This window comes from Novispirillum itersonii (assembly GCF_014205675.1).
GTDB lineage: Bacteria > Pseudomonadota > Alphaproteobacteria > Rhodospirillales > Rhodospirillaceae > Novispirillum > Novispirillum itersonii_A.
This window is the reverse complement of sequence record NZ_JACIIX010000014.1, coordinates 47476-59879: the sequence shown is the minus strand read 5'-3', so window position 1 is coordinate 59879 and position 12404 is coordinate 47476. Positions and strand designations below refer to the sequence as shown.

Annotated in this window: 11 protein-coding genes; 8 read left to right on the top strand and 3 right to left on the bottom strand. The window is 64.1% G+C overall.

What is annotated here, in order from left to right:
* Positions 1 to 33 precede the first annotated feature (33 nt).
* The 3 genes from FHS48_RS16390 to FHS48_RS16380 form a co-directional block, all read right to left on the bottom strand.
* Positions 34 to 1350 carry a UDP-glucose dehydrogenase family protein gene (locus FHS48_RS16390; protein WP_184264997.1) on the bottom strand — a complete coding sequence of 439 codons (1317 nt, stop codon included), beginning with the start codon at positions 1348 to 1350 and terminating at the stop codon, positions 34 to 36.
* A 123-nt stretch (positions 1351 to 1473) separates the two neighbouring features.
* Positions 1474 to 2355: a UTP--glucose-1-phosphate uridylyltransferase gene (locus tag FHS48_RS16385; protein WP_184264995.1), complete on the bottom strand. Its 882-nt coding sequence runs from the start codon at positions 2353 to 2355 to the stop codon at positions 1474 to 1476.
* 234 nt (positions 2356 to 2589) lie between these two features.
* On the bottom strand, positions 2590 to 3969 hold the full coding sequence (locus tag FHS48_RS16380; protein ID WP_184264993.1) for a hypothetical protein: 1380 nt from the start codon (positions 3967 to 3969) through the stop codon (positions 2590 to 2592).
* Between the two features lie 429 nt (positions 3970 to 4398).
* Here FHS48_RS16380 and FHS48_RS16375 point away from each other — a divergent pair, with 429 nt between their 5' ends.
* The 8 genes from FHS48_RS16375 (at position 4399) to FHS48_RS16340 (ending at position 12400) form a co-directional block, all read left to right on the top strand.
* A complete protein-coding gene (locus tag FHS48_RS16375) occupies positions 4399 to 5562 on the top strand; it encodes an isovaleryl-CoA dehydrogenase (RefSeq protein ID WP_184264991.1) in 1164 nt (387 codons plus the stop codon).
* Positions 5563 to 5594: 32 nt separating this feature from the next.
* Positions 5595 to 6785: an acetyl-CoA C-acyltransferase gene (locus tag FHS48_RS16370; RefSeq protein WP_184264989.1), complete on the top strand. Its 1191-nt coding sequence runs from the start codon at positions 5595 to 5597 to the stop codon at positions 6783 to 6785.
* 101 nt (positions 6786 to 6886) lie between these two features.
* Positions 6887 to 7495, top strand: a complete 609-nt coding sequence (locus FHS48_RS16365) for a carbonic anhydrase (RefSeq protein ID WP_184264988.1) — start codon at positions 6887 to 6889, stop codon at positions 7493 to 7495.
* Positions 7496 to 7644: 149 nt separating this feature from the next.
* Positions 7645 to 8784 carry an acyl-CoA dehydrogenase gene (locus FHS48_RS16360; RefSeq protein ID WP_184264987.1) on the top strand — a complete coding sequence of 380 codons (1140 nt, stop codon included), beginning with the start codon at positions 7645 to 7647 and terminating at the stop codon, positions 8782 to 8784.
* 35 nt (positions 8785 to 8819) lie between these two features.
* Positions 8820 to 9428 carry a 2-hydroxychromene-2-carboxylate isomerase gene (locus FHS48_RS16355; protein WP_184264986.1) on the top strand — a complete coding sequence of 203 codons (609 nt, stop codon included), beginning with the start codon at positions 8820 to 8822 and terminating at the stop codon, positions 9426 to 9428.
* 13 nt (positions 9429 to 9441) lie between these two features.
* Positions 9442 to 9840 carry a rhodanese-like domain-containing protein gene (locus FHS48_RS16350; protein WP_184264985.1) on the top strand — a complete coding sequence of 133 codons (399 nt, stop codon included), beginning with the start codon at positions 9442 to 9444 and terminating at the stop codon, positions 9838 to 9840.
* Positions 9841 to 9980: 140 nt separating this feature from the next.
* Positions 9981 to 11591: a carboxyl transferase domain-containing protein gene (locus FHS48_RS16345; protein WP_184264984.1), complete on the top strand. Its 1611-nt coding sequence runs from the start codon at positions 9981 to 9983 to the stop codon at positions 11589 to 11591.
* A gap of 17 nt (positions 11592 to 11608) precedes the next feature.
* Positions 11609 to 12400 (top strand): enoyl-CoA hydratase/isomerase family protein, encoded by a 792-nt coding sequence (locus tag FHS48_RS16340; protein WP_184264983.1) that lies wholly within the window; start codon positions 11609 to 11611, stop codon positions 12398 to 12400.
* The last annotated feature ends 4 nt before the right edge of the window (positions 12401 to 12404 follow it).

The window sequence follows — 12404 nt, the reverse complement described above, 5'->3', positions numbered from 1 at the left end:
AAGGATCTGTGCGCCCCGATCCGTACGCCCGGATCAGCGCGGCTTGACCGGACGGCCGATGCTTTCGTAACGGAACCCGGCTGCGGCCATATCCTGCGGCGAATAAACGTTGCGCAGGTCAATCAGCGCCGGTTCCTTCAGCAGGGCTTTCACCTTGGCAAGGTTGAGATTGCGGAACTGGTTCCATTCAGTCACCAGCGCCGCAACATCGGCCCCGTCCATCGCCTCGTAGGCATCCTTGCAGTAGACCACGCCCGGCAGCAGCCTGGCCGCCTCGTGCATCCCTTCCGGATCAAAGGCGCGGACCGTCGCCCCGGCCGCCTGAAGGGCCGGGACAATATCCAGCGACGGGGAATCGCGCATGTCATCGGTGTTGGGCTTAAAGGTCAGGCCCAGCACGGCAATGGTCTTCCCCGCCACATCGCCCCCGGCAAAGGCGATGATACGGTCAGCCATCTGACGCTTGCGTTTGGCGTTGATGTCAACCACGGTCTCGATGATCCGCAGCGGCGCCCCGACATCCTGCGCGGTCTGCACCAGCGCCATAGTGTCCTTCGGGAAGCAGGACCCGCCGTAGCCCGGACCGGGGTGCAGGAACTTCTTGCCGATACGGCCATCCAGCCCGATGCCCTTGGCGACATCATGAACGTTGGCCCCAACCTTCTCGCACAGATCGGCGATCTCGTTGATGAAGGTGATCTTCATCGCCAGGAAGGTGTTGGCGGCATACTTGGTCAGCTCGCTGGTTTCCAGCGAGGTGAACATGATCGGGGTTTCGATCAGGAACAGGGCGCGGTAGAGCTGACGCATCGCCTCGCGGGAGCGGTCGGTTTCCGCCCCGATCACCACGCGGTCCGGCCGCATGAAATCCTCGATCGCCGAGCCTTCGCGCAGGAATTCCGGGTTCGACACCACATCGAAATCCGCATCAGGGCGGGTTTCGCGGATCACCCGTTCCACCTCGCGGCCGGTGCCGACCGGGACGGTCGACTTGGTGACAATCACGGTGTAGCCCTCGATCGCCTCGGCAATCTCGCGGGCAGCGGCATAGACATAAGACAGATCGGCATGGCCGCCGCCCCGGCGGGTCGGCGTGCCGACGGCGATAAACACCGCATCGGCATCCTTCACCGCCGCCTTCAGGTCGGTGGTGAAGCTCAGGCGTCCGGCCTCGACATTGCGGGCCACCAGATCATCCAGACCCGGCTCGTAAATCGGGATCTCGTTGCGATGCAGCCGTTCGATCTTGCTGCTGTCCTTATCCACACACACCACTTCGGTGCCGAATTCGGAGAAACAGGCCCCGGACACCAGCCCGACGTAGCCCGTGCCGATCATGGCAATACGCATACGAAACGTCCCTGAAGATCAGAAAAACAAAGCCCGCCGGGTTCTTGCCCCAGCAGAAACCACGCCCATGAAGGAAGGCCCGGCCTGAGCGCTTATAGCACAGAAGGCCGGGCCGTGTCCCCCTTACAGCTTGGTCGAATAGTCCTTGATGACCTCGGTCAGGCGACCGCGCATCGAGGACCGCTGAAGACCGAAGGCGATATTGGCTTCGATGAAGCCAACCTTGTCACCACAGTCAAACCGGGTGCCGTCGAAACGGTAGCCATGCAGCGGCACCTTGCCGATGGTGGCGGCGATGGCGTCGGTCAGCTGGATTTCGCCACCGGCCCCCTTCGGGGTGTTTTCCAGAGTGCGCATCACCAGCGGATCCAGCACATAGCGGCCGATCACCGCCAGATTGGACGGCGCGTTCTCCGGCTTCGGCTTTTCCACCATGCCCTTGGCGACGGCCAGACGGCCATTGTCAGAGGCAATATCGAGGATGCCGTACTTGTCGGTCTTGTCGTGCGGCACTTCTTCCACGGCCAGCATGTTGCCGCCACCGGTTTCCTGCCACGCCTCGATCAGCTGGCCGATGCACGGGCGGTCAGCCATCACCAGATCGTCCGGCAGGATGACGGCAAAGGGCTCATCACCGACAAAGGAGCGGGCACACCACACGGCATGACCCAGACCCAGCGGTTCCTGCTGGCGGGTGGAAACGATGGTCCCCGGCTCCGGCAGGCCGCCCAGCAGTTCGTCCAGCGGTTCCGTCTTGCCGCGTTCCCGCAGCAGGCTTTCCAGTTCCGGGGCGTGGTCAAAATGATCGACCAGCACCGCCTTCCCGCGGCCGGTGACAAAGATGCAGTATTCGATACCAGCCTTCCGCGCCTCTTCCACCGCGTACTGGATCAGCGGCTTATCGACGATCGGCAGCATTTCCTTGGCCACCAGCTTGGTGGCAGGCAGGAAGCGCGTCCCCAGACCGGCGACAGGGAACACCGCCTTACGAACACGACGAGTCATAATGTCCTTTCGCGGATCAGCGTCCGCACCTGATTATGCGTTGCAGGTTCCCCGTCAGGCGGCCGATGCCGCCGGAGCCCCCGGTATTTTATCGTCCTGATGCCCGGCCTTGACGGCACCTTCCACTGCCAGCCGGACACCCTGATTATCTTCTGCCATGGTGGCGAAACCGTGGCAACAGATGTTGTTTTTCAAGGGACCGGCGCCACGGGAACGCCGCAATGCAGCATCGGATCAGCGGAACTTGATGTACTGGACGATATGCTTGTCCAGCATGTCGGAGTTCTGCACCAGCGTCCGGATTTCCGGCTCCGCCTTCAGCTGGCCGCTGCGGCGCATGTCCTCGACATCCTTGCGCAGGTTGTTCAGCGCCCGCACCCCTTCCGGCGTCTTCAGGGCCTCTTCAAAGAACCTGCGGCCGACACCGGGCTTGGAGAACAGCCCTTCACAGATAAACAGCGCCTGCCCGAAGCTGCCGGGGCGCGGCCCCGACAGCCCGAGTGCCCGGAAGACATCCGGGGTCATAAATTCCAGATAGCGGTCAAGGAACAGCCGGACCTCATCAATGCGGTGCTTGCGCTCCACCTTCTCGCTGCGGCGGATGTCAGCGACAACCCTGCCGATGCCTTCAATGATATCCGGCGGCTCCGACATCAGGGAGGTGAAGTAGGACCCGAAAATTTTATCCGCAGCGGCAATATCGGTTTCGAATCGGTTGCCCGCCACCTTGGGCTCGCCGCGCGATGCCCGTTCTTCATTGATGCGGTCGGTAATGTCGCGGATTTCCCAGGAGCCGATCGCCGCCATCGATTCCGCACTGGTGACAACGCCAAGGGCCTCGCCGAGATCCAGCATCTGCTCGACACAGGTAAAGGTGGTGCCGATCGACCGGATCACGCCGGGATCCCACTTGACGATATTCTTGAACCCGGCCCGGAACACCTGCCGCAGCGCCCGCAGATGAAAGGCCTTCAGGGTCGCCAGCGCATAGATCTGTTCGTTTTCCAGACTGCCAAGGATCTGCCCCATGGAACTGCCAAAGCCCATGGTCAGTTCGGTCAGCGCCAGCATATCAAAATGCGACAGCAGCCGGACCTTCACCATCATCTGCGGATCGGTGATCGACCCAATCATCCGCCGCTGAACCTTGGGGTTGGAGGCAAAAATCTGCACCAGCGCCAGATTGATGAAGTAGGTCATGCCCTGCTCCACCGTCAGGCCACAGGCCCCCATCGCCGTCTTGACCTTCTCCGGCGGGATCGCCTTGCCCTGATCATCCAGCAGACGGAAGACGTTGGACTTCCACGCCGACAGAAACAGCCGCAGGCCCCGCTCAATCGCCTCATCGGAACTAAGCGCGTCTTCGAAAGACAGCCCGGCCAGACGCTTTTCAGCATCGGCCACAGCCCTGTCCTCAAGGCGTTGCAGCAGCGGATAGAACTGCGCCGCGACCCGCACCAGACGGTTGATGCGCTGGGCTTCCATCCGGTTCTGCGCGCCACGGATCATGCCCCGCAGCGGCGGCGGAATCAGGCGCAGCAGCGGGCCATCGCCTTCGCTGTCACCGACAACCAGCACCGCCGTGTCGAGCCGGGCCCTCGCTTCTGTTTCCACTGTGTGCCTGCTCCCGTCGTTAGTGTCCCTGCCTGAATCCGGCACATTCTATCCGGTACAGGGTTAACCCCCTGTTACCACACCGCCCTCCTGTTATCACACCATGGCGGCTGCGGTCGCCCCCCGCAATCACACCCCCGGCCAGAAAGTGCGGCAGGCCGGTGCACAGACAGCAGACCCATAGTAGGATTATCACAGATACCACAGCCGCCCGGCCCCGGTCATGCATGGGGGGCAGCCCGACGCGACAAAATAACGCTGCTGCCCGTCGGCATTATTGACGTTTACGTAAACGGAAAGTAGGATTGCCGCCATCGGAGCCGACGGATAACAAGAAGGGTCATTCTGCGCCCCACCCCACGGCTTCTCTCAGGAAACGTCTGCCCCCGGCCCCGCTCCGGGCGGCATCCAGAAAGGGACCGCACAGCCATGACCCTGCCGAGCCTGAATTTTGATCTGGGTGAATCCGCCGACATGATCCGCGACTCCGTGCGGAAATTCTCGGACGCGGAAATTGCCCCGCGCGCGGCGGAGATCGACCGCACCAACCAGTTCCCGATGGACCTGTGGCGCAAGTTCGGTGACCTCGGCGTGCTCGGCATCACGGTCGAGGAAGAATACGGCGGTGCCGGTCTCGGCTATCTGGAGCATGTGGTGGCGATGGAGGAAATCTCCCGCGCCTCGGCCTCGGTCGGCCTGTCCTACGGCGCCCACTCCAACCTGTGCGTCAACCAGATCCGCCGCAACGGCAACGCCGATCAGAAGCAGCGCTACCTGCCGAAACTGATCTCCGGCGAACACGTCGGCGCGCTGGCGATGTCGGAACCGGGATCGGGGTCTGACGTGGTGTCGATGAAGCTGCGCGCCGAGAAGAAGGGCGACCGCTACGTCCTGAACGGCAACAAGATGTGGATCACCAACGGCCCGGATGCCGATACGCTGGTGGTCTACGCCAAGACCGACATCAACGCCGGGCCGAAAGGCATCACCGCCTTCCTGATCGAAAAGGGCTTCAAGGGCTTTTCCACCGCCCAGAAGCTGGACAAGCTGGGCATGCGCGGGTCCAACACCTGTGAACTGGTGTTTGAGGACTGCGAAGTGCCGGAAGAAAACGTGCTGGGGGCTGTCAACGGCGGCGTGCGCGTGCTGATGTCCGGCCTTGATTACGAACGCGCCGTGCTGGCCGCCGGTCCGACCGGCATCATGATGGCCTGCATGGATATCGTTGTGCCCTATATCCACGAACGCAAGCAGTTCGGGCAGGCCATCGGCGAATTCCAGCTGATGCAGGGCAAGATCGCCGACATGTACACCACCATGAACGCCTGCCGGTCCTATGTGTACATGGTGGCCAAGGCCTGCGACCGTGGCGAAACCACCCGCAAGGATGCCGCCGGGGTGATCCTTTACGCCGCCGAAAAGGCGACGTGGATGGCGCTGGAGGCGATCCAGACTCTGGGCGGCAACGGCTACATCAACGAATACGCCACCGGCCGCCTGCTGCGTGATGCCAAGCTGTACGAGATCGGGGCCGGAACCAGCGAAATCCGCCGCATGCTGATCGGCCGCGAACTGTTCGCCGAAACCGCCTGATCCTTCCGCCCCCGACTTCAAGGATTTTGACCATGAGCGTTTCTGATCCGATCGTGATCGTCGGTGCCGCCCGCACGCCGATGGGCGGTTTTCAGGGGGAACTGGCACCCCTGCGCTGCCCGGAGCTGGGCAGCATTGCCATCCGTGCCGCCCTGTCCCGTGCCGGAGTTTCCGGCGACAGCATTGATGAGGTGGTGATGGGCTGCGTTCTGCCCGCCGGTCAGGGGCAGGCCCCGGCCCGGCAGGCCTCCCGCGGGGCCGGGGTGCATGATGCCGCCGGCTGCACCACCATCAACAAGATGTGCGGCTCCGGCATGCGGGCCGCCATGTTCGCCCACGACATGCTGCTGGCCGGTTCGGCCACTGTCATGGTGGCGGGCGGCATGGAAAGCATGACCAACGCCCCTTACCTGCTGGATAAGGCCCGTGGCGGCTATCGCATGGGCCACGGCGCGGTGCTGGACCACATGTTCCTCGACGGGCTGGAAGATGCCTATGACCGCGGCCGCCTGATGGGCACCTTCGCCGAGGATACCGCCGGGCACTACGGCTTCACCCGCGAACAGCAGGATGCCTTCGCCATTGCCAGTCTGGAACGGGCGCAGAAGGCCACCGCCTCCGGGGCCGCTGCCGCCGAAATCGAGGCTGTCACCGTGTCCTCCCGCAAGGGCGACGTGGTGATCAGCACCGACGAGCAGCCGCGCAATGCCAAAATCGACAAAATCCCGACCCTGAAGCCCGCCTTCCGCAAGGATGGCACCGTCACCGCCGCCAATTCCTCCTCCATCTCCGACGGGGCGGCGGCGCTGGTGCTGATGCGGCGCTCGGAAGCGGAAAAGCGCGGCCTGACCCCGCTGGCGGCGATCACCGGCCATGCCACCGATGCCCGGGAACCGCGCTGGTTCACCACCGCCCCGGTCGGGTCGATCCAGAAGGTGCTGGCCAAAACCGGCTGGACCACCAAGGACGTGGACCTGTGGGAAATCAACGAGGCCTTCGCCGTGGTAACCATGGTCGCCATGCACGACCTGAAGCTGGCGCATGACACCGTCAATATCTATGGCGGGGCCTGCGCGCTGGGCCACCCGATCGGCGCGTCCGGGGCGCGGATTCTGGTGACCCTGATCAACGCCCTGAAGCAGAACGGCCTGAAGCGCGGTGTGGCATCCCTGTGCATCGGCGGCGGCGAAGCCACCGCCGTGGCGCTGGAACTGGTCGGCTGATGCGGTGCGGCCCGGTCCGGCACCCCCGGACCGGGCGCTATGCTGCGGAGCGGAAAACGGTTACTGTACGGCCGTTTTCTGGTTCTGACGGAGAGAGAAGCGTGTTGAAGACCATTGACCGGATGATTGCCGGATTCCGCAGCTTCAAGGCCGCTTATTACGAACAGCGCCCGGAACGGGTGATGACGCTGGTGGAAGGGTCGCAGAGCCCGGAAGTCGTGCTGATCGCCTGCTCCGACAGCCGTGTTGACCCGGCGATCCTGACCAATGCCGAGCCGGGGGAACTGTTCGTTGTCCGCAACGTCGCCGCACTGGTGCCGCCGTTTGAAAACGATGGCCGCTACCACGGCACCTCGGCGGCGCTGGAATATGCGGTGCGGGATCTGAAGGTCTCTGACGCGGTGATTCTCTCCCATTCCAACTGTGGTGGCGTCAAGGCGCTGGTGGCGGCCCGGAACGGCAGTGTCTCCGACCGCACCTTCATCAATCCGTGGATGTCGCTGATGGGCGAATGTGCCACCGACGCCGACCCCGACGTGGTGAGCAAGGAATCCCTGAAGCGGTCGCTGGCCAACCTGCGGACCTTCCCGTTCGTGCAGGCTGCCGAAGCGGCCGGCTACCTGCGCCTGCACGGCTGGTGGTTTGATATGAAAGCCGGGGTTCTGTACGCCCTGAATGAGAAGACCGGGGAGTTTGAAGCGCGGGCCTGATCCTGCCCTGCGCCTCCCCCGGTGTTTTGAGTCTGTTTTTTTGCTGCGTATCCGGTGCCCCGGCCCCTGACGGACCGGGGATGGACCCAAGAAAACGCCGCCCGCCCGTATCAGGGCCGGAACCGGCATCAAACTCTGGTGGAGGACCAATGCATCTCGATGAACAGCATCTGATGGTGCGGGAAACGGCCCGTGCCTTCGCGCAGGCCGAACTTGCCCCCCATGCCGAGGCCTGGGGCCGCGAACACCGCTTCCCCAAAGAAGCCATCGCCCAACTGGGGGAGCTGGGCTTCATGGGGATGGTGGTGCCGGAGGAATGGGGCGGCGCCGGGATGGACAACGTCTCCTATGCGCTGGCGCTGGAAGAAATCGCCGCCGGATGCGGCGCGGTCTCAACCATCATGAGCGTGCACAACTCCGTCGGCTGCATGCCGATCCTCAAGTTCGGCACCGATGCCCAGAAGGAACAGTGGCTCAAGCCGCTGGCCGCCGGAAACATGCTGGGGGCCTTCTGCCTGACCGAACCGCAGGCCGGATCCGATGCCGCTGACCTGAAGACCCGGGCGGTGCGCGACGGTGACCACTGGGTGCTGAACGGCACCAAGATGTTCATCACCTCCGGGCAGAATGCCGATGTTGCCATCGTTTTTGCCGTCACCGATCCGGCGGCGGGCAAAAAGGGCATCTCCGCCTTCATCGTGCCGACCGCCACCCCCGGCTGGGAGGTGGTGCGGGTGGAACAGAAGCTCGGCCAGCATGCCTCCGACACCTGCCAGATTGCTTTCAACGACCTGCGGATTCCGCACGGCCTGATGCTGGGCAAGGAAGGCGAAGGCTACCGGATCGCACTGGCCAATCTGGAAGGCGGACGGATCGGCATTGCCATGCAGTCGGTCGGCATGGCCCGCGCCGCCTATGAATTCGCCCGCGAGTACGCCAAGGAGCGCAAAACCTTCGGCAAGCCGATCATCGAACATCAGGCGGTGGCCTTCCGGCTGGCCGACATGAAGGTGAAGATCGAGGCCGCCCGCCATCTGGTGCTGGAAGCCGCCCGCCTGCGCGACGCCGGGGAACCCTGCCTGACCGAAGCCTGCATGGCCAAGCTCTACGCCTCGGAAATGGCGGAACAGGTCTGCTCGGCAGCAATCCAGACCCTCGGCGGATACGGCTATGTGGCTGATTATCCGGTGGAACGCATTTACCGCGACGTCCGCGTCTGTCAGATCTATGAAGGCACCAGCGACGTGCAGCGCATGGTCATTGCCCGCGCCATCGCCGCTGAAGCCTGATCTGACCCCCACGCCCAAAGGACGGACACCGCACCATGGCGAAGAAAACCCCGATCGAGTTCTGGTTCGATTTCTCCAGCCCCTATGCCTATCTGGCGGCGATGCAGATTGCCGACATGGCGGAAGAGCATGACCGCACCGTGGTGTGGCGGCCGTTCCTGCTGGGGGTGGTGTTTAAGGAAAACGGCTCGGCCCCGCTGACCAAGCAGCCGATGAAGGCCGCCTACATGAACCATGATGTCGAGCGGTTCGCCCGCCTGTACGACATCGACTTCAAGTGGCCGGGCACCTTCCCGCTGCCGACGCAGGCCGCCGCCCGCGCCTACTACTGGCTGGAACAGCAGAACCCCGCTCTCGCCGCCGACTTTGTGGCGGTGGTGTTTGATGCCCTGTTCGCCCGCAACCGCGACATCAGCGACCCCGCCACCGTGCTGGACATCGCCGAAAAAATGGGGGCCGACCGCGCCGCCCTTGCCGCCGCGCTGGACGACGACGCGGTGAAGGACAAGCTGAAGGCCGTCTGCGCCGAAGCGGTGGAACGCGGCATTTTCGGTGCCCCGATGACCATCGTTGACGGCGAGATGTTCTGGGGGGCCGACCGCCTGTGGATGGTCGAGGAATGGCTGGAAAGCGGCGGCTGGTAAGGGAGGATCCCCGATGGCGGTGACCAAAGGCTACAAGGCGCTGCTGGACGAGGCCTACGCACAGGTGCAGACCGTGCCGCTGGCCGAGGCCCGGGCCCTGTTCGGTGACCCCGACGTGGTGTTCATCGACATCCGCGACGTGCGGGAACTGGAACGCGACGGCATGATCCCCGGGGCCTTCCACGCCCCGCGCGGCATGCTGGAATTCTGGGTCGATCCGGACAGCCCGTATTTCAAGCCGGTCTTCGGCGAAGACCGCCGGTTCCTGCTGTACTGCGCCTCGGCGTGGCGGTCGGCGCTGTCAGCCAAGACCCTTCAGGACATGGGCCTGCCGTTCGTCTGCCATCTGGAAGGCGGCTTCAAGGCGTGGAAAGACAGCGGCGGCCCGGTCGGGCCGCGCAGCCCCGGCTGACACCCTTCGCACCCCGCCGGGGGCACAACCCCGGCGGGACCTGCCGATCAACAGTGTACCCTTAAAAAACAACAACGCGACCTCTGGAACGCGATCTCTGGACCGTATTTTCTGGACCGTGACCTCTGGGAGAGAAACGGATGACCGTTCTCAAATCATCCATCAACACCCGCTCGGAAGAGTTCAAGACCAACGCCGCCCATATGCAGGGGCTGGTCGATGACCTGCGTCAGGTGGTCGCTGCCGTCAAACAGGGCGGCGGTGCCAAGGCGCGAGACAAGCATACCGCCCGTGGCAAGCTGCTGCCCCGTGACCGCGTGCGGGAGCTGCTGGATGTCGGGTCCCCGTTCCTTGAATTCAGCCAGCTTGCCGCCCACGGCATGTATGAGGACGGCGGCGTCCCCGCTGCCGGGGTGATCACCGGCATCGGCCGCGTCAACGGTGTGGAATGCGTGGTGGTCGCCAATGATGCCACCGTCAAGGGCGGCACCTATTACCCGATGACGGTGAAGAAGCATCTGCGGGCGCAGGAAATCGCCCGCGAGAACAATCTTCCCTGCGTCTATCTGGTCGACAGTGGCGGGGCATTCCTGCCCCGTCAGGACGAGGTGTTCCCCGACAAGGAACACTTCGGGCGGATCTTCTACAATCAGGCCAACCTGTCGGCGGCGGGCATCCCGCAGATTGCCGTGGTGATGGGCTCCTGCACCGCCGGGGGGGCCTATGTGCCCGCCATGTGCGATGAAAGCGTGATCGTCCGCAATCAGGGCACCATTTTCCTCGGTGGTCCGCCGCTGGTGAAGGCCGCCACCGGCGAGATCGTCTCCGCCGAGGATCTGGGCGGGGCCGATGTCCACTGCAAGGTGTCGGGCGTCACCGACCATTACGCGCAGGATGACCGTCACGCCCTGTCGATCGCCCGGCGGATTGTCGGCAACCTGAACCGCACCAAACGCCCGCAGGTTGACATCGCCACCCCGGAAGAGCCGCTGTACGATCCGTCGGAAATCTACGGCATCATCCCCAAGGACACCCGCAAGCCGTTCGACGTGCGCGAAATCATCGCCCGCATCGTGGATGGATCGCGGTTTGACGAATTCAAGGCCCAGTACGGCACCACGCTGGTCACCGGTTTTGCCCGCATTTTCGGCTATCCGGTCGGCATCGTCGCCAACAACGGCATCCTGTTCTCCGAAAGCGCCCAGAAGGGGGCCCACTTCGTCGAACTGTGCAACCAGCGCGGCATTCCGCTGGTGTTCCTCCAGAACATCACCGGCTTCATGGTCGGCCGCAAGTATGAGTCCGGCGGTATCGCCAAGGACGGGGCGAAGATGGTCACCGCCGTCTCCTGCGCCAGCGTGCCGAAATTCACCGTGCTGATCGGCGGATCGTTCGGGGCCGGGAACTATGGCATGTGCGGCCGTGCCTATGGCCCGCGCTTCCTGTGGATGTGGCCGAACGGCCGGATCTCGGTGATGGGCGGCGAACAGGCGGCCGGGGTGCTGGCCACCGTGCGCCGCGATGCCATGGATGCGCAGGGTAAGGTCTGGGCCGCAGAAGACGAAGAGGCTTTCAAGGCCCCGATCCGCGAACAGTACGAAACGCAGGGCCACCCCTATTACGCCTCCGCCCGCCTGTGGGATGACGGCGTGGTGGACCCCGCCGCCACCCGCATGACGCTGGGCCTTGGCCTGTCGGCGGCGCTGAACGCCCCGATCGGGGAAACCCGCTACGGCGTGTTCCGGATGTGACCGGGGGAGACCACAGCATGAGCACCGAAACCCTTCTGGTCGAAACCGACGGGCGCGGCGTCTGCCGCGTCACCATGAACCGCGCCGACCTGCACAACGCTTTTGACGATGTGCTGATCGCCCGCCTGACCGACACCTTCACCGCCCTGTCCGCTGATCCCGCCGTGCGGGTGGTGGTGTTGCAGGGCGCGGGCAAAAGCTTCTCCGCCGGGGCTGACCTGAACTGGATGAAGCGGATGGTCGCCTATAGCCGCGACGAAAACTTCGCCGATGCCCTCGGGCTGGCGCGGATGCTGCACGCCATCCATGCCTGCGCCAAACCGGTGATTGCCCGGGTGCATGGCCCGGCTTTCGGCGGCGGGGTCGGTCTGGTCGCCGCCTGCGATATCGCCATTGCCGGTCCCAGAGCCTCGTTCTGCCTGTCGGAAGTGAAGCTGGGGCTGATCCCCGCCGCCATTTCGCCCTATGTGGTGCAGGCGCTGGGGGCACGGGCCTGCCGCCGCTACTTCCAGACCGCCGAACGGTTTGATGCGCAGGAAGCGCACCGGCTGGGGCTGGTCCACGACATCACCGACGAGGAAAGCTTCGACGGTGCGGTGGACGCGATGATCACCACCCTGCTGGCCAACGGCCCCCGGGCCATGGCCGCCGCCAAGTCGCTGATTGATGCCGTCACCGATCAGCCGATCACCGATGCCCTGTTGCAGGAAACCGCCGGGCGGATTGCCGATATCCGGGTTTCCGATGAAGGGCAGGAAGGCCTCGGGGCTTTCCTTGAAAAGCGCAAAGCCGCGTGGGTGGAGGGATAAACCG

What these genes read in the sequence shown, in the direction of transcription:
- FHS48_RS16375 (WP_184264991.1), top strand. Translation starts at nt 4,399, where the DNA reads ATGACCCTGCCGAGCCTGAATTTTGATCTGGGTGAATCCGCCGACATG.
- FHS48_RS16345 (WP_184264984.1), top strand. Translation starts at nt 9,981, where the DNA reads ATGACCGTTCTCAAATCATCCATCAACACCCGCTCGGAAGAGTTCAAG.
- FHS48_RS16350 (WP_184264985.1), top strand. Translation starts at nt 9,442, where the DNA reads ATGGCGGTGACCAAAGGCTACAAGGCGCTGCTGGACGAGGCCTACGCA.
- FHS48_RS16340 (WP_184264983.1), top strand. Translation starts at nt 11,609, where the DNA reads ATGAGCACCGAAACCCTTCTGGTCGAAACCGACGGGCGCGGCGTCTGC.
- FHS48_RS16390 (WP_184264997.1), bottom strand. Translation starts at nt 1,350, where the DNA reads ATGCGTATTGCCATGATCGGCACGGGCTACGTCGGGCTGGTGTCCGGG.
- FHS48_RS16385 (WP_184264995.1), bottom strand. Translation starts at nt 2,355, where the DNA reads ATGACTCGTCGTGTTCGTAAGGCGGTGTTCCCTGTCGCCGGTCTGGGG.
- FHS48_RS16355 (WP_184264986.1), top strand. Translation starts at nt 8,820, where the DNA reads ATGGCGAAGAAAACCCCGATCGAGTTCTGGTTCGATTTCTCCAGCCCC.
- FHS48_RS16370 (WP_184264989.1), top strand. Translation starts at nt 5,595, where the DNA reads ATGAGCGTTTCTGATCCGATCGTGATCGTCGGTGCCGCCCGCACGCCG.
- FHS48_RS16360 (WP_184264987.1), top strand. Translation starts at nt 7,645, where the DNA reads ATGCATCTCGATGAACAGCATCTGATGGTGCGGGAAACGGCCCGTGCC.